The sequence below is a fragment of the Lactobacillus sp. WILCCON 0058 genome, assembly GCF_057198005.1.
In genome coordinates this window covers 1,862,403-1,879,168 of sequence record NZ_JBUBHM010000001.1, presented here as the reverse complement: position 1 = coordinate 1,879,168, position 16,766 = coordinate 1,862,403, and the positions used below count along the sequence as shown (strand labels likewise).

Genomic DNA, 16,766 nt, shown 5'->3' with positions numbered 1-16,766 from the left:
TAAATGGACGCAAAAGAAATTTTTGAACAATGGAAACAAGCTGCTTTGCCAGAAGATTTAGCTGAACAAATGGCTGAATTAGGTGGTGACGACAAGTGGGTCGAAGACGCCTTTGGCCAGGACATCAACTTCGGTACTGCCGGGATGCGGGGGCTCTTGGAACCAGGGACCAACCGGATCAACGTCTTCACGGTCGGCCGGGTAACTGAAGGCCTGGCCCGCCTGATCGACGAAAACGGCGAAGAAGCCAAGAAGCGCGGCGTGGTAATTTCTTTTGACTCACGCTACAACTCACGCGAACTGGCAACTCACGCTGCCCGCGTTTTGGGGGCTCACGGCATTCACGTCTACCTCTTTGACGACCTGCGTCCAACGCCGGAACTGTCCTTCGCTGTCCGCTACCTGCACACCTTTGCCGGGATCAACATCACTGCTTCCCACAATGCCAAGCAGTACAACGGCTACAAGGCTTACGGTGAAGACGGTGCCCAGATGGGGCCAGAAAACGCCGACCGCCTCTTTGCTTATGCCCAAAAGGTTGAAGACATCTTCAGCGTTAAGGCAGCTCCAGTCAAGAAGCTGCGTGCCGAAGGCACTTTGCAATTGATCGGTGAAGATGTTGACGAAGCCTACCTGGCCAAGCTGGAAACGGTCAATGTCAACAAGGACATGATCAAGGAAAACGCCGACAAGCTGAAGATTGTTTACACTCCTTTGCACGGGACTGGCAAGATGCTTTACGACCGCGCCTTCAGACGGGGCGGCTTCAGCAACGTTGTTCCAGTGCCAAGCCAAGCAATTGTGGACCCAGAATTCCCAACTTGCAAGAAGCCTAACCCGGAATTCCGTGACGTCTTCAACCCAGGTGTTGAACTGGCCAACGAAATCGGTGCTGACATGATCGTGGCTACCGACCCGGACGCTGACCGGATGGGGGCCTGCGTAAGAACTGACAAGGGCGACTTCCAAGTTTTGACTGGGAACCAAATCGCTACTTTGATGTCTTACTACCTTCTGCAAAACTTGAAGGACTCAGGCAAGCTGACTCCGGATTACGAAATCGTTACCTCAATCGTATCCAGTGCCTTGCCATTCAAGATTGCCAAGGACTTCGGCATCAAGACCAAGTCAGTTCTGACTGGCTTCAAGTACATCGGTGAAGAAGTCGACCGGATGAACAAGGAAGGGGACGGCAAGTTCCTGATGGGCTTTGAAGAAAGCTACGGCTACCTCTTCCAAGCCTTCGCCCGTGACAAGGACGCCATGCAAGGGGCTTTGATGTTCGCCGAAGTTGCCAGCTACTACGCTTCCAAGGGCATGACTGTCTTTGACGGCCTGCAGGAAATCTGGAAGAAGTACGGCGTTGCCTACGAAATCACCCGGGCAATTGAAATGCCAGGGATTGGCGGGCAAAAGAAGATGGCTGAACTGATGAGCAAGCTGAGAGAAGAACGCCTCAGTGAAATCAACGGCGTCAAGGTAGTCAAGATCGAAGACTACCAAGAACAAGTTACGCTCGAAAACGGCGAAGAAACTCCATTGACTGGCTTCCCGAAGTCAAACGTCTTGAAGTACTTCCTGGATGACGAAACTTGGGTAGCCCTTCGCCCATCTGGTACTGAACCAGTAATCAAGGCTTACGTTGGCGTCAACAAGGCTGACATCGAAACTGCTGAAAAGGCAGCTGAAAGCTTCCAAGACGCCATCAGCGAATTGCTGAAGTAAAGCAGAGAAGTTAACAACAAAGAAAGAAGCACCGCTAACGCGATGCTTCTTTTTTGTGCTTGTATGCTGTTAAGAATTATAGGTTCTTACTTGTCCCCGAAGGTGACACCCATGAGGCGGGCGTTATTTACGGTCTTGCCATTCGGGTCAACGTACTTGAGCTTGCCGGCCGTGTCTTCCAGGGCGATGGAGTCGACTTCGCCTTGCTTCAAGACAACCAGGCGGCCAAAGGACCGGTTCATGATGAGGCGGGCGCCTTCAATCCCGAAGCGGGTTGAGATTTGCCGGTCGTAGGCATCTGGCCGGCCGCCCCGTTGAGCGTGGCCGATAACCGCCGTTCTGATTTCAGCGTCTGGCAGAACTTCTTGCAATTGGCCAGCGATTTCGTTAACCACGCTGATGCCGTTTCTAGCCGCTACCTTAGCCTTGTACTTCTTCTTAGGCAGGGCAGCGTCTTCCTTGGAAATTGCCCCTTCAGCAGCGGCAATAACCGTGAAGCCCTTGCCAGCCTTTTGCCGCTGCTTGATCTTCTTAGCTACGACATTGATGTCGTAAGGAATTTCCGGCAAAAGGATGATGTCACTGCCGGCAGCCAGACCAGCAGCCAGGGTAATGTGGCCAACCTTGTGGCCCATGACTTCTACGACGAAGACCCGGGAGTGGCTTTGGGCAGTAGTGTGGATGTCATCCAGGTATCTGGTGGCAATGTCAATGGCGCTTTGGAAACCGAAGGTGTAGTCGGTGCCCCAAGTGTCGTTGTCGATGGTCTTTGGCAGACCGATCACGTTCAGGCCTTCTTGGGCCAGCATGTTGGCTGACTTAAGGGACCCGTTGCCGCCCAAAACAGCCAAAGCGTCCAGGTTGAGCTTCTTGTAGGTCTTCTTCATGGCGGCGACCTTGTCAAAGCCGTCAACGATAACCCGCATTTCCTTGAATGGTTGGCGGGAAGTGCCCAGAATCGTCCCGCCTTCGTTAATGATGCCGGAGAAGTCCCGCGGCTTCATCTTGACGTAGTCTTCATGCATCAAGCCGTAGTAGCCCCGCTTGAAACCAATGATTTCCACGTCGTCAACACAGTTGTAAAGGGTCTTGGCCAGGCCCCGCATGGTCGCGTTGAGCGCCTGGCAGTCGCCGCCGCTCGTTAAAATACCAACTCGTAAAGTCATGCTTAAATTCCTCCCCGTGCTAAACAGTTCTCTATAATTTGGCTTAATTTAAATCTTAGTCATGTCCTTGCCAAGATGCAAGAAAAAATCTCATGTAAATTCAAAATAAGGCTTTCAATAAAAGGAAAAGCAGCCCAGGCAGGGCTGCTTCATGGTAGTAATAGTTTTTGATTAGTGAGCAGTTAAAGCAATCAAGTTGTCGCCGTGCTTTACGTCAGTTGCTTCAACCCGGTCTACTTCGTTGTATGAAGGGGTGTTGGTGATGACAACCATGACAGTGGTGTCGTAGCCGGCAGCCTTGACAGCATCCAGGTCAACTTCACCGATCTTTTCACCCTTTTCAATGTGCTGGCCTTGAGTGACCAGGGACTTGAAGTGCTGGCCATTCAAGTTAACCGTGTCCAGACCGATGTGGATCAGGACTTCAGCCCCGTTGTCAGACTTAAGACCGTAAGCGTGGCCAGTCTTGTAGGCAACGGAAACAGTACCGGTAACAGGAGCGTAGACATTGCCGTCGCTAGGAACGATGGCTGCCCCGTTACCCATCAGCTTTTGGGAGAAGACTTCGTCATTTACGGCTGACAGGTCTTCAGAAACGCCGTCTACAGGTGCCAGAACTACTTCGTCTTCCAGACCAGCAGTCTTGGCAGCTTCAACTTGTTGTTCAGCTGGAACTTCAGTTTCAGCGCTGACGCCGGATTCGCCTTCAACGCTGGCAACTTCTTCCTTTAAGTGGCCCTTGCCCCAGAAGAAAGTCAAGGCGAAGGCGATAGCGAAGGAAACAAGTTCACATACAACGTACATTGGGATGGTCTTTGGGTAGATGGACAAGAAGCCCAGGAAACCGGCAGAACCAAGGGATGCAGCTTCAACGTGCAGCAGACCTGCAAGGGCTGAAGCAACACCGGACCCGATCAAGGCGCAGAAGAACGGGAAGCGGTACTTCAAGTTAACCCCGAAGAGGGCTGGTTCGGTGATACCCAGGAGGGCAGAAACACCGGCTGATGAAGACAGACCCTTCATCTTTTCGTTCTTAGTCAAGAACCAGATAGCGAAGGTTGCGGCACCTTGAGCAACGTTGGCCATGGAAGCAACAACGAAGATGAAGTCGCCCGCGCCCTTGCCGGCAGCGAAGGCAGCCAGCAATTGAGTTTCGATGGCCGGGAAGCTTTGGTGCAAACCAGTCATAACGATAGCTGAGTAGCAAAGACCGAACAGACCCATGCCGACAAAGCCAGCAGTGTCGTACAGCCATACGAAGCCGTTGGTGATCCAGTCAGAAACGGTCTTCATCACTGGCCCGACGATGGTGAAGGTCAGGAAGCCAGTGATCATGATTGACAGAAGCGGGGTGAAGGTAAAGTCAACCGCGCTTGGCAGGACCTTGTGCAGGCGCTTCTCTAAGAAGGCTAAGATCCAGATGGCTGCCAGGACTGGAATAACTTGGTATTGGTAGTTGGTTTGTGCTACGTGCAGACCGAAGATGTTCCAGTAGTGGGTTGAGCCGGCCAGCTGTGGGGTGGTCATGATCAAGCCCATTGCCGCCCCGAGGAATTGGTTGGCCCCGAAACGCTTAGCGGCGGAAATACCGACCAGAACTGGCAGGAACATGAATGGGGCAGCTGACATAAGTTGGATCATGTCAGACAGGCCCTTGATGGCTGGGTTGATTTGCACCAGGGACTTAGGCCCGAACAGGCCAGGGCTGGTGAAGAAGTTGTTCAAGGCCATCAGCAAACCACCCGCAACCAGGGCTGGGATGATTGGCACGAAGATGTCACTCAAGAGCTTGATGAAGGCCATAACTGGGTTGACCTTCTTGCCGCTGGCGGCGATCTTCTTCAAGTCGTCGGTAGAAACTTCAGACAGGCCGGTTTGCTTGATCAGTTCGTTGTAGACGTTGTCAACGTCACCAGGCCCGATGATGACTTGGTACTGGCCGTCAGTCTTGAAGGTACCCTTAACGTCAGGATCCTTGTCCAAGGCTGCTTGGTCGATCTTGGTATCGTCTTTTAAGACTAAACGCAGACGCGTTGCACAGTGGGCAGCTGCTACCAGGTTGTCTTCACCTACGGCAGCGATCACCCGCTTGGCAACTGCATTGTAATTCATTGCCACGAGAAACACTCTCCTTATCCTCTGAAAACGCTTTTCTCTAATTCACTTAACATGATAACGGTTTCTGACAAATATGTCAATCGTTTGACAGAAAATATTTTATAAAAGTTCTGTTAACTGAAAAAGGCCTGTTAACCGTTTGACATGTTAGCGCTTCAACCATAAAATAGAAAGTGATAAAGTGCTGATTATTCAGAAGTTTTTGCGTGACAATAATCTGGCAAATGAAGTATAGAAATTAAAAGAAGAGATTAGTGATTAGGCGGAGGTTGCTTAATATGGAATGGACAAGAGAAAAAAGATATCTTCCTTATGAGAAATGGGATGCCAAAACTTTGCTTAAATTGCAGAGCCAGGCAGCCCGGTCAGACTACCAGCTGCACTACCACATCCGGCCAACTTCAGGCCTTTTGAACGACCCTAACGGCTTTTCCTACTATAATGGCCGCTGGCAGGTCTTCTACCAGGCTTACCCGTTTGGGGCCGTGCACGGCTTGAAGTCCTGGGTCCACTTGACCAGTTCCGACCTGGTTCACTGGGAGAACTTGGGCGAAGCTGTTTACGCTGACAGTCCGCTGGACAGCCATGGGGCATATTCCGGCTCAGCCAGAGCAATTGGTGACAAGCTTTTTCTGATGTACACGGGCAATGTCCGCGACGAAAACTGGGTCCGCCACTCCTACCAGGTTGGGGCCTGGATGGATGAAGATGGAAAAGTAACCAAGCTGGAGACGCCTTTGATCAACGCGCCAGAGCATGTGACTGAACACTTCCGTGACCCGCAGATCTTGGAGCACGGCGGCAAGTATTATGCCATCCTTGGCGCCCAAGACAAGGAGACCAAGGCCGGCAAGATCAGTCTTTACAAGGCTGACGAATTAACTGGTCCATGGCAGGATTTGGGTTATGTTGACCTGCCGGACATGGGCTACATGGTTGAATGCCCGAACCTGGTCTTCGTTGACAGCAAGCCAGTCTTCATCTTCTGCCCGCAGGGCCTGGACAAGAACGTGACCGACTACCAGAATGTCTACCCAAACATGTACTGGGTTGGGGAAAGCTTCGACTTTGAGACCGGCCACTTTGAGACAAAGCAGAAGGCCCCAATCAACCTGGACGGGGGCTTTGACGTTTACGCTACCCAAGCCTTTAATGCCCCGGACGGCCACGCTTACGCGATCAGTTGGGTTGGCCTGCCGGACATGACTTACCCAAGCGACGATGAAGGCTGGGCTAATTGCTTAAGCCAGGTCAAGCGCTTGTCTTTAAAGCACGGCCGCTTGATCCAAAAGCCGGTCAAGGCCATGAAGAGCTTGAGAGAAGCTGAAGAAGACTTCACTGGCGATTTGGCCTTCGATGCAGGTGCGCAAAGCGAACTTAGACTGACGATCAAGAAGGGGCAGAAGGGTATGCTGGTCTTGGCCGCGGACAGCGAGGGCAAGAATGGCATCAAGCTGCGCTTTAAGACCGGCAAGCACGCCCGCTTAACCGTTGACCGGGGTGAATGCGGCAAGGCCGTCAACCCAGACTACGGGACTAGCCGGACGGTGAAGTTACCAGCCGGGGAAGACCTGGATCTGCGGATCTTTGTCGACCACTCCCTCTTTGAAATTTTTGTCAACGGCGGCGAAGAAGTCATCACGGGTAGATTTTTTGCTCAAAATGGACAAAGCTTTGTTAAGATGGACAGTGATGTTGACTACCAGGCCAAGACTTGGCGGTTAAAGGACATGTAGGATAACAGAAGAGGGGGATGGCAATGAGGCCAAAATTAACTGATGTGGCGGAAAAAGCTGGCTGCTCACCAACCACGGTGTCGCGGGTGATCAACAATTACGGCTACATCAGCCAGAAGACCAGGGACCGGGTCTACGCGGCCATGCGGGAGCTGAACTACCAGCCCAACACCCTGGCCCGGTCTTTGCAGGGCAAGCAGACCAAGATGATCGGGGTAATCATGCCCAGCATCACCAATCCCTTCTTCGCGGAACTGGTTGCGGCAATTGAGGACAAGCTGGAAGCGGACGGCTACAAGATGCTGCTCTGCGACGCCGGCCAGGACAGTGAGAAAGAACGGCGTTATCTGCGGATGCTGGAGGCCAACCAGGTTGACGGGATCATCGCGGGTTCGCACAACCTGGGCATTGAAGAATACCGGCGCTACGGCTTGCCGATCGTGTCTTTTGACCGGGACTTGTCCGACCAGGTGCCGATCGTGACTAGCGACAACTACCAGGGCGGCTGCCTGGCCACCCAGGCTCTCTTGGACGCGGGATGCGGCCATATTTACTTTGTCGGCAACCCGGTCAAGACGGGAAATCCGACTTCTCGCCGCTTTGATGGCTACGCGGATACGGTAGCCGCGGCGGGGTTGACGGTCCACACTGCCCGGTCAGCCTTTTACGAATTGCCAGCCGCCAAGGGCCGGGAACTCCGGGAACTCTTGACCAGCGGCCGGAAAATCGACGGGGTCTTTTGCTCAGACGACCTGACGGCGATCCTGCTCTTAAAAGAAGCTAAGAAGTTAGGAATCAAGGTGCCGGAGGACTTGAAAATAGTCGGCTTTGACGGGACCCAGCTGGTGCAGAATTATGTGCCAGAACTAGCCACGATCGTCCAGCCGATTCCGGATTTAGCCGGGACTTTGGTCAAGCTGCTTTACGAGCGGATCGCGGATCCGGAGAAGAAGCTGGCCCAAAACAGTTACCTGCTGCCGGTCAAGCTGCTCAGAAACCAGACTGTTTAAGCATCTCCTAAGAGGGATGCTTTTTCCTTTGTGCTGATCGTTTTTTTGCCTGTTATTTTTTATAAAAGCGCTTATAATAAAATTAGGAAGTAATTTTTGTCAATAGAAATAAGGTGACAAGCATGGAAAAGAAGAAACGCGTTTGCCTGTTCCTTCTGGCTTTTGGCCTGGTCGGCCTCTTGGTCTACGCGGTTGAGATTGCCTATGCTTTTATGAAGGACCGCAACAAGAAGATGGAATACAGCTTCGATGAAGAAGAGGCGGAAGATCCGCAAGAAATGGAAGCTGATTACAAGAATCAAGAGTAAAGTTGATAGAATTTAGCCTGGGTTTGCCAGGCTTTTTCTTTTTGGCAAAAGTAGGCTAAAATGGTTAAGAGACAATAAAAGTATTTTTAACGCGCATATTGAGTATTTCTGTTTTGGAGGAAAAATGAACAAGAACCGCTTGGAAGCATTCAGCGATGGCGTTTTGGCCATCATCATCACCATCATGGTCCTGGAAATGAAGGCCCCGGAAGAAGCAACTTTCCAGGCCCTAAAGCCGCTTGTCCCGCAGCTGACCATCTACCTGCTCAGCTTCTTTTATATGGCTATTTACTGGGTCAACCACCACAACATCACCCACGCTTTGCCGTCAGTCAACCACAAGGTAATCTGGACCAACATGGTCTGGCTCTTCATGTCGTCTTTAATTCCCCTGGCCACAGCTTGGGTGGGCAAGAACCCCTTGGCTGGGCCACCCCTGTTCTTTTATGGCCTGGTTCTCTTTTTGACCTCGGTCAGTTTTATCCTCTTGCAGCACTTTGCCTGGCAGATTGCCTGCGACAGCCAGGACTTGCGGGTTAATATGGGGATCAAGGGCTACTTGACCCTGGCCGCCAATTTGGGGATCGCCCTGTCTGCTTTTGCTTGGCCGGTCTTGTCCTGGGTCTTTATGGCTTTGGTCATGCTGATGTGGTTCTTGCCCGACCGGCGGGCCAAGGAATGGCGGGAAAAGAGCAAGAACAAGGAATAGAAAGAAACAAATAAGAACAGAGAAAAAATCCACAAGCTGAGCTTGTGGATTTTTCTTGTTATAAGGCTAATTCAAGCAGGTCAACCTTGGTGTCGCCGATGTCGTCGTAGTGGACCGTTTCCTGGCTGACGAAGCGGTAGCCGTTCTTTTCATAGAGGCGGCGGGCAGGGACGTTACCGGCCATGCTGTCTAAGCGGATCGCCTTGCAGCCAAGTTCTTTGGCATGGTCCTTGATAAAGGTCAAAAGAATGCCGGACAGGCCTTGCCGGCGGAAGGAGGGGTGGACGCCGTAAAGGTGAAGAACGGCGATTTCATCGTCTTTAGCTGGGGTAGGCCAAGTGAACTTGCTGTAAAGGGGGTCATTACCGATAGTCAAGATGCCAGCTGAGGCGATCTTGCCGTCCTTGATCCCAACGACGGCCCGCTTTTGGTCGATGGCTTCTTTGATGTCCTGTTCAGCCGGGTAGATTCCCCAGTGCCAGTCGGCCCCGTACTGGTCCTGGCTCTGGTGGTCGCAGATATCCTGGTAGAACTGGCAGAGGGCGTCTAAATCGGCGCTGGTGGCCAAGCGGCAGTTTAATTCAGTCATATGTTTTTCTCCTTTAAAAGTGTACTTCTTACAACTTATTTTACTTAGAGCTTTGCTTTTCAATTAGCACTCTAAGAATATTTTAGCAAAAAAGTTCTCGGAGAAAGAAAAAAGGAACTGGACAAACCAGTTCCTTTCGCTTAGTGCGGACGAGAAGACTTGAACTTCCACGACCAAAAGCGGTCACAAGATCCTTAGTCTTGCGCGTCTGCCAATTCCGCCACGCCCGCAAGCACATCTACTAGTATAGCAAAGGCAGGGAAAAGTGCAAGAGCTTTTTGCAAATAAAAATAATAAGTTTTTTGTGTTAGCCCCTTGCTTTTTCTCCTGGATCGGGTATACTAGTAATCGTGCCTTGCGAAAAGGCCAAGCAAAATAAATGGCCCGTTGGTCAAGTGGTTAAGACACCGCCCTTTCACGGCGGTAACATGGGTTCAAATCCCGTACGGGTCATATGGAGGATTAGCTCAGCTGGGAGAGCATCTGCCTTACAAGCAGAGGGTCACAGGTTCGAGCCCTGTATCCTCCATTTTTTATTTTCTTTTTATTTCTTATTTCCAATTACATGGCAAAAGCAGCTCAAGGAGTAAATCCTGAGCTGCTTTTCGTTTATCTATTCTCTTTTTGGAAAAATCAGTCCAAATCCAGCTGCCGCTTGACTTCGTCAGCCATGTCGTCGGCCGGGATGACGATTTCCCGAGAGCTGTGGCCAAGGAAGGCTTCCATGGCCTTTGGAGCAGGGCAGGTCAAGTCTGTAAGTTCCTTAAGAGCTGGCAGGCCTTTTTCCTTAACGCTTTGCCCGCTGATCGCGTGGTATACAGTTTCCGGGAACTTGTAAGGACTGGCGGTAGAGAGGACGACAGTAGGCTTGTCGTCTTCTGCTTTAAAGCGCTTGGCGGCTAAAGAAGCCACAGCCGTGTGCGGGTCGATGACATAGTCGCTTTCTGCGTAAACCCGCTTGATTTCGCCTTCGATTTCTTCTGGAGTCGCGTAGTCAGCCCAAAAGCCTGACAATTTCTTTTGCATGTCTTCTGGCAATTGGTATTCGCCCTTAGTGTTCAGCTGCTCCATCAAGCCCTTGACCGTATCTGGGTCTTGGCAGAGGTCAAAAAGCAGGCGCTCCAGGTTGCTGGAAACCAGAATGTCCATGGACGGAGAGTTGGTCACGTAGAAGTCCCGCTTCTTGTCATACTTGCCCGTCTTGAAAAAGTCGGTCAAGACATTATTCTTGTTGGAAGCGCAGATCAGGCGGCCAACTGGCAGGCCCAGTTTTTTAGCATAATAGCCGGCCAGAATATCGCCGAAGTTCCCAGTTGGCACGGAGAAGTTGACAGGATCGCCGAATGCAATCGCCCCTTGGTCCAGCAGCTGCTTGTAGGCGGCGAAGTAGTAGACGACTTGGGGCAAAAGGCGGCCGACATTCATGGAGTTGGCGCTGGAGAAGGTCAAGTCATGGCTGGCCAGCAACTTGTTCATGTCCTGGTCGTTAAAAATCTGCTTGACCCGGCTCTGAGCCTGGTCAAAGTTGCCTTCAACCGCAACAGCCACAGTATTGTCGCTGTTTTCGCTCAGCATCTGCTTAAGCTGGATTGGAGCCACCCCTTGGTAAGGGTAAAAGACGATGACCCGGGTCTTGGCTAAGCTCTGGAAGCCCCGCATGGCCGCAGTCCCGGTATCCCCGGAAGTAGCGGTCAAAATAACGATTCCCCGCTGGTCGTCTGCGTTCTCCAAGGCCGTCTTCATCAAGCGGGGCAGGCACTGCAAGGCTACGTCCTTAAAGGCCAGAGTCGGACCGTGGAAGAGCTCCAGGTAGTAATTGCCGGCTTTCTTATCAGTCAGCGGGGCGATTCTCTCGTCATCCCATTGCTGGCCATAGGCGCCTTTAACGATCTCTGCCAGCTGCTCTTCGCTGTAGTCGGTCAAGAACAGAGCCAGGATCTTTTTAGCCATTTCCTGGTAAGGCAGGGCAAAAATTTCCTTTAAATCAGCGGCTGAGAATGGAGCCGGGAATTCTTTGGGCACGAAAAGGCCGCCGTCTGGGGCCAGACCTTGAACAATTGCCTGGGCAGCGGTAACTTCCTGCCCTTGGCTGCGAGTACTGCGGTAAATCATAAATCCTCCCTAAAAGTCAGATGCGCGATCTATAAACTAGTAACGATGGTTGCAAAAGATTTTTTCCTTTATGGCTAATTATAGCGGGGAAATCATTTTTCTAAAAGAGAAAACATGATAGAATGATTAAAAAGTCAGCAATTGCCAATTATTGAGGTGAAGAAGCGTGAAAATCAAAGTTCCAGCATCCAGCGCCAACCTGGGCCCGGGTTTCGACTCCATTGGAGTAGCCATCTCCTTGTACCTGACCATTGAAGTCTTGGGCGAAAGCGACCACTGGCAGGTAGACCATAACTTAGGGGACCTGCCGAGCGGGAAAGGCAACATGATCGTCCAAGCGGCTTTAAGCGTCAAGCCAGATTTAACTCCCCAGCACTTGCGGGTTGAGTCAGACATCCCCCTGGCTCATGGCCTGGGCTCTAGCTCCAGCGCAATCGTTGGCGGGATCGAGCTGGCTGACCAGCTGGGCCAGCTCCACTTGGCCCCGCATGAAAAAATCGAAATCGCGGCTCAACTGGAAGGGCACCCGGATAACGTGGCTCCGACCATCCTGGGCAGCCTGGTTGTCGGCTGCAAGGTCAACGGCCACTTTACGGCTGTTAAGGCCCCGGTGCCGCCATTTGCCATGATCGCCTATATCCCGGCCTACAACTTGAAGACCAGCGATGCCCGGGCGGTTTTGCCCAAGGAACTTTCCTTTAAAGACGCCGTCCAGGCCAGTGCCGTGGCTAATACGGCGGTAGCAGCGCTTTTTGCCCAGGAATATGAAAAGGCCGGGGAGTTAATGGAGGCTGACCTCTTCCATGAGCGCTACAGAAGCCAGCTGGTACCGGAACTTGAAATCATCCGCAACGTTGGCCATGAGCACGGGGCGGTAGCGACTTACCTGTCTGGGGCGGGCCCGACCATCATGAGTCTGGTTGACCCCCAGCATATCAGCGACTTCGTCGACGCAGTCAGAGAGGCGGGCTTAAAGGATGAGATCCGCCGGCTGGAAGTCGCCCCGCGGGGTGCTTTTTGGCAAAAATAAGGAAGAAAGAGAAGGTTTTTAGGAGGGCTGGTCAGGAAAAGCAAGTTTTTGAGCAAAAATCTTGCCAAAAGGCTTGCATTCCTGTCGCATTTCTGTATAATAAATAAATGTCGGTTGACGAAAGTCAGCCGCAGCCCACTTGGGTCGTTAGCTCAGCTGGCAGAGCACCGGACTCTTAATCCGGGTGTCCAGGGTTCGATCCCCTGACGACCCATCGCGCTTCGGCGCCAATTAAATAACCCATTTGGGTCGTTAGCTCAGCTGGCAGAGCACCGGACTCTTAATCCGGGTGTCCAGGGTTCGATCCCCTGACGACCCATCGCGCTCAGGCGCTAATTAAATAAATCCATTTGGGTCGTTAGCTCAGCTGGCAGAGCACCGGACTCTTAATCCGGGTGTCCAGGGTTCGATCCCCTGACGACCCATCGCGCTTCGGCGCCAATTAAATAATCCATTTGGGTCGTTAGCTCAGCTGGCAGAGCACCGGACTCTTAATCCGGGTGTCCAGGGTTCGATCCCCTGACGACCCATACCAAGACATCACGCGTTTGCGTGGTGTCTTTTTTGCTTCCAGCGATATTTTTAGCGAGGAAATATTACAAATGTTACAAAAAGACTTTTTCCTGTAATCTCTTCTTAACTGGACCGTTACTCTTTTGCTATCGTTTTGAAATTTGGCCCTGTTAACATATAAACTGTCAAATGACACAAGAGCAGCAAGAAGGAATTTGCCAAAGGAGAAGTAACTTGGCAGACGAGAGCTTGCGACAAACAAAGGAGAATTTTTTTGAACATCAAATCTAACGTACTTAAATCAGTATTTGCTGCAGGCTTGGCTTTGACTGGCGTGGCAGCGATCAGCTTAGGCACGAACGGTCAAGCAGACGCGGCAACCATCGGTGACAGCGTAACGGTTGACTACATTGATGGACAATCAATTGCAACTTGGTCAAACTACCACACTGCTACGGTTACCGGCTCCGTTAAGGACGGCAGCTCATGGCAGGTAGTTAAGACCGCCCGCGATGCTTCAGGTGAAAAGTGGTACAAGATCGGCAACCGCCAATGGATCATGGCCAAGTACACCACTGAAGCATCAACTGCTTCAAGCAGCACTTACAACGCGAATACCAGCAGCACTAACACTGCTAACAACACTACCAGTTCAACTACTGGCAACGGTTACCAGGCCAAGAGCACTAACAGCTCAACGGCTACTGGCTACACTACGAGCTACAGCTCATCAGCTAATAACTACGGCTACGGCTCAAGCTACAACTACAGCTACAGCGCAAACACTGGCTCAGCCAACACTTCCAGCTCTAGCGCAAGCACGACCAGTTCAAGCACTTCTGCTTCAACTTCAACTGCTTCCGCAAGCACTTCAAGCTCAACTTCTTCATCATCTGAAGAAGCGGCTAAGGCTTGGATCGCAAACAAGGAAAGCGGCGGCTCATACACTGCCTCAAACGGTAACTACTACGGCAAGTACCAATTGAGCTTGAGCTACTTGAACGGTGACACTTCTGCCGCCAACCAGGAAAAGGTTGCCAACAGCTACGTTCTGAGCCGGTACGGTTCATGGACCGCAGCCAAGGCCTTCTGGCAGGCTAACGGCTGGTACTAATAACGACTAGACACGTGCTATGCGAAAATGGTTCCTTTCGGGGAACCATTTTTCTTTGTTTCATTGCTTGTTTGCTGGTCATTTGCTTTTTTAAAGAGAAAAAAGCTGCCAAACAAGTTATAATAAAAGAAATAGGATAGAATTTGAATTGAGAAACAGAGGTTTAACAATGAAGAAATTTTTTGCAAGTACTGTAGCGGCTTTGGCAATGGGAGCAGTTTTTACCATTAGTCAAGTCAAGCCAGCCCAAGCCAGCAGCCGCAAGGCAGTTTTTACCTTGCCGGCGGGCTATACCAAGGCTAACTTGAAGAAGGCCTACAAGTACTCTACTTTGTCTTCGAGCCAGCAGAAGAAGTGGCTGAAAAACAAGAAGAACGCGGCTTGGCTGAAGAAGTGGCGGCAAATCAACGTCAAGGGGATGCAAGTTAACACTTTCGACCAAAGTGCTTTGCCAGAGAGCAGCAAGGACGACAAGACCATCGTCAAATTGACCAATGGCCACTTGACGACCAGCCAGTCCAAGACTCTGGCCGTCTACTCCTTGCGCTTGATCAACCAGGCCCGGGTAAAAATGGGCTTGAAGAAGTGGAAGTACAGCAAGGGGACCCAGAAGCTGGCGCTTGAAATTTCCAAGGAGTACGTGGCAAACAAGAAGACGATCGCCACCGGCCACTATGTCCCGGGGATCGTCCGGGCCACCAAGCGGGTTGGCCTGAAATTGCCAGGCAACTACAACTATGTAGAAGATATGGCGGGCTTTAAGGATGGCCAGAAGCTCACCATGACGGCCATGAAGAAGGACATCTACTTTGGTTTGAAGACAATGATGTTCGGCTACCGCTACGCCAACCAGAGCAAGGTTACCCAGCTCAGTCAATACACTGAATGGGAGCACGCCGGGGACTTGATGAACACCCAGGGCGGCAAGTACGACGGCGACTGGGACTACTACGGCTTCAACGTGTCATACACCAACGGCACTTACTCCATGCACTACATCGGGGTGCCGTCCCACCTCAAGTGGGCCTACGGCGGTGCCTACTGGGGCAGCTTTAAGGCGTAAGCTGGAGAAAAATAAACAAAATACAGCAAAAGAAAGGCATGATTCCATTTGTTTGGGAACCATGCCTTTTTACTTTGTTTCTGTTTTCTGTCTCTTATTATTTGTTTTCAGCTGCAATCATGGCTAAGAACTTTTGCCAGCCAGCTTCACCAGCCGCGGTGTCTTTGTAGACCCCGGCGTCGGCCAGGACCTGGTCAAAAACGTCCAGCAATTCCTGCTGCAGGATCTGGTCAACGTTTTGTTCATTGATATCAGTGTGCTTTTCCTGCAATTTTTTGGCCCATGGCAGGTGGATCTCAGCAATATTATTCTCCTGGCCAAGCAGGTATTTCTTGACCTCGCTCAGTTCACCCTTCAATCGTCCAGGCAGGATGGCCCGGCCCATGACTTCGATCAGGCCGATATTTTCTTTCTTGATGTGCCACTTGTCCTGGTGGGGGTGGAAAATGCCCAGCGGGTAGTCACTGCTGGTGTTGTTGTCGCGCAAGACGAGTTCTAAGACGTATTCATCCCCGTCCTTATGGGCAATCGGAGTAACCGTATGATGATGAACGCCATCTTTTTCTGCCACAATCCCCAAGTCAGGATCGCTGTACTTTTGCCAGGATTTGATGATCTTAGTGCCTAATTCAATCAAGGCTTCAGTGTCCTGGCTGATCAAGCGGATGTCGCTCATTGGCCAGTCAACGATGCCGCCTTTTACCTGCGGGTAGCCGGCAAAAGTGAGCTCCTGCTTGACTGCGGCGTTCATCATTGGGAAGCGGTGGCCGCCACCCTGGTAGTGCTCATGTGACAGAAGGGAGCCGCCGACGATTGGCAGGTCAGCATTTGACCCAACCATGTAGTGGGGGAAGGTCTTGACGATTTCCAGCAGATTGATCAAGGTTTGCTGCTTGATGACCATTGGCTCATGGATCTGGTCTAAAAAGATGCAGTGTTCGTTAAAGTAGGCGTAAGGGGAGTACTGCATCCCCCATTTCTCCCCGCCAATATTCATGCGGATAATCCGTAAATTGCTTCTGGCATTCTTTCCGTAGTCGCCCAAGTAGCCTTCGTTTTCCAGGCAGAGGTCGCATTTCGGGTAGTCAGTATCTTTCTTTTTGGCCGCGGCGGCAATGGCCTTGGGATCCTTTTCCGGCTTGGAGAGGTTGATGGTGATTTCTAGCGGGTGGCCATAGGAGCTATTGCCGGAGAAAAAAATATTCTTGGCAATAGCGGTCTTTTTAACATAGTTGTTATGGGTGCAGAGGTCATAGAACCAGTCCGTGGCTGCCTTTGGGCTTTGGTCGTACTTGTTCCAGAAAAGTCTATTGGTCTCACTCGGGGCCGGAGTCAAAAAATCTGCCAGCTGGTCGGCCAAAATCTCCCGGCTGGTCACGTCGTCTGGAATCTTGCCCCTTTTAACGGCCAGGTCAACCAGCTGCAGCAAGCTGCTTTCACCGGAAGTCTCTTCTTCAACGTCCCCATCACCAACTAAAGCTTGCAGGCGGTTGAAGAGGTAGACCCGGTCCATTTCTTGATAATCAGTATTAGCGATAATTTTTCGCACAAAGTTTTCAATCAGCATTTCGGC

At 51.4% G+C, this 16,766-nt stretch carries 13 protein-coding genes and 7 tRNA genes; 14 read left to right on the top strand and 6 right to left on the bottom strand.

The annotated features are described in order from the left end of the window. Positions 1-3: 3 nt before the first annotated feature. Entirely contained in the window at positions 4-1,725 is a 1,722-nt protein-coding gene (locus tag ACYVUU_RS08700) for a phospho-sugar mutase (protein WP_439775845.1), read from the top strand. 86 nt (positions 1,726-1,811) lie between these two features. On the opposite strand, the gene ACYVUU_RS08695 is transcribed toward ACYVUU_RS08700, so the two are convergent. Beyond that, positions 1,812-2,891, bottom strand: coding sequence for a 6-phosphofructokinase (locus ACYVUU_RS08695; protein ID WP_484500668.1), 1,080 nt, complete (start codon positions 2,889-2,891; stop codon positions 1,812-1,814). A gap of 171 nt (positions 2,892-3,062) precedes the next feature. Beyond that, complete coding sequence (locus ACYVUU_RS08690) at positions 3,063-5,003, bottom strand: sucrose-specific PTS transporter subunit IIBC (protein WP_484500903.1); 1,941 nt, start codon at positions 5,001-5,003, stop codon at positions 3,063-3,065. Between the two features lie 284 nt (positions 5,004-5,287). Between ACYVUU_RS08690 and ACYVUU_RS08685 the strand changes: the two genes are divergently transcribed. The 4 genes from ACYVUU_RS08685 to ACYVUU_RS08670 all read left to right on the top strand — a co-directional run bounded on the left by ACYVUU_RS08685 (position 5,288) and on the right by ACYVUU_RS08670 (position 8,772). Next, a complete protein-coding gene (locus tag ACYVUU_RS08685; protein ID WP_484498926.1) occupies positions 5,288-6,745 on the top strand; it encodes a sucrose-6-phosphate hydrolase in 1,458 nt (485 codons plus the stop codon). Between the two features lie 23 nt (positions 6,746-6,768). Further along, complete coding sequence (locus tag ACYVUU_RS08680; RefSeq protein WP_439775849.1) at positions 6,769-7,755, top strand: LacI family DNA-binding transcriptional regulator; 987 nt, start codon at positions 6,769-6,771, stop codon at positions 7,753-7,755. A gap of 122 nt (positions 7,756-7,877) precedes the next feature. Further along, on the top strand, positions 7,878-8,063 hold the full coding sequence (locus ACYVUU_RS08675; protein ID WP_439775850.1) for a hypothetical protein: 186 nt from the start codon (positions 7,878-7,880) through the stop codon (positions 8,061-8,063). A gap of 124 nt (positions 8,064-8,187) precedes the next feature. Then, positions 8,188-8,772: a TMEM175 family protein gene (locus tag ACYVUU_RS08670; protein ID WP_439775851.1), complete on the top strand. Its 585-nt coding sequence runs from the start codon at positions 8,188-8,190 to the stop codon at positions 8,770-8,772. Positions 8,773-8,830: 58 nt separating this feature from the next. On the opposite strand, the gene ACYVUU_RS08665 is transcribed toward ACYVUU_RS08670, so the two are convergent. After that, positions 8,831-9,361, bottom strand: a complete 531-nt coding sequence (locus ACYVUU_RS08665) for a GNAT family N-acetyltransferase (protein WP_484500667.1) — start codon at positions 9,359-9,361, stop codon at positions 8,831-8,833. Between the two features lie 144 nt (positions 9,362-9,505). Next, positions 9,506-9,591 (bottom strand) — tRNA-Leu (locus tag ACYVUU_RS08660). A 151-nt stretch (positions 9,592-9,742) separates the two neighbouring features. Between ACYVUU_RS08660 and ACYVUU_RS08655 the strand changes: the two genes are divergently transcribed. Together ACYVUU_RS08655 and ACYVUU_RS08650 are read left to right on the top strand one after the other, a co-directional pair. Next, positions 9,743-9,814: transfer RNA gene (locus ACYVUU_RS08655), tRNA-Glu, on the top strand. 3 nt (positions 9,815-9,817) lie between these two features. Continuing rightward, positions 9,818-9,890, top strand: a tRNA-Val gene (locus ACYVUU_RS08650). A 104-nt stretch (positions 9,891-9,994) separates the two neighbouring features. Here the strand turns inward: ACYVUU_RS08650 and thrC are convergent. Next, the gene (gene thrC, locus ACYVUU_RS08645; protein WP_484500666.1) at positions 9,995-11,473 is read right to left on the bottom strand and encodes a threonine synthase; all 1,479 of its coding nucleotides are present in this window, start codon (positions 11,471-11,473) and stop codon (positions 9,995-9,997) included. A gap of 166 nt (positions 11,474-11,639) precedes the next feature. Between thrC and thrB the strand changes: the two genes are divergently transcribed. The 7 genes from thrB (at position 11,640) to ACYVUU_RS08610 (ending at position 15,193) form a co-directional block, all read left to right on the top strand. After that, positions 11,640-12,503, top strand: coding sequence for a homoserine kinase (gene thrB, locus ACYVUU_RS08640; RefSeq protein WP_484500665.1), 864 nt, complete (start codon positions 11,640-11,642; stop codon positions 12,501-12,503). A gap of 141 nt (positions 12,504-12,644) precedes the next feature. Continuing rightward, positions 12,645-12,717, top strand: a tRNA-Lys gene (locus ACYVUU_RS08635). 32 nt (positions 12,718-12,749) lie between these two features. Beyond that, a tRNA-Lys gene (locus ACYVUU_RS08630) sits at positions 12,750-12,822 on the top strand. A 33-nt stretch (positions 12,823-12,855) separates the two neighbouring features. Next, a tRNA-Lys gene (locus ACYVUU_RS08625) sits at positions 12,856-12,928 on the top strand. Between the two features lie 32 nt (positions 12,929-12,960). After that, positions 12,961-13,033 (top strand) — tRNA-Lys (locus ACYVUU_RS08620). Positions 13,034-13,290: 257 nt separating this feature from the next. Further along, positions 13,291-14,130 carry an aggregation-promoting factor gene (apf, locus tag ACYVUU_RS08615; RefSeq protein ID WP_484500664.1) on the top strand — a complete coding sequence of 280 codons (840 nt, stop codon included), beginning with the start codon at positions 13,291-13,293 and terminating at the stop codon, positions 14,128-14,130. 169 nt (positions 14,131-14,299) lie between these two features. Then, positions 14,300-15,193 (top strand): SEC10/PgrA surface exclusion domain-containing protein, encoded by an 894-nt coding sequence (locus ACYVUU_RS08610; protein ID WP_484500663.1) that lies wholly within the window; start codon positions 14,300-14,302, stop codon positions 15,191-15,193. A gap of 97 nt (positions 15,194-15,290) precedes the next feature. Here the strand turns inward: ACYVUU_RS08610 and ACYVUU_RS08605 are convergent, their stop codons facing one another. Then, positions 15,291-16,760 carry a UDP-glucose--hexose-1-phosphate uridylyltransferase gene (locus tag ACYVUU_RS08605; protein WP_484500662.1) on the bottom strand — a complete coding sequence of 490 codons (1,470 nt, stop codon included), beginning with the start codon at positions 16,758-16,760 and terminating at the stop codon, positions 15,291-15,293. Positions 16,761-16,766: the final 6 nt, after the last annotated feature.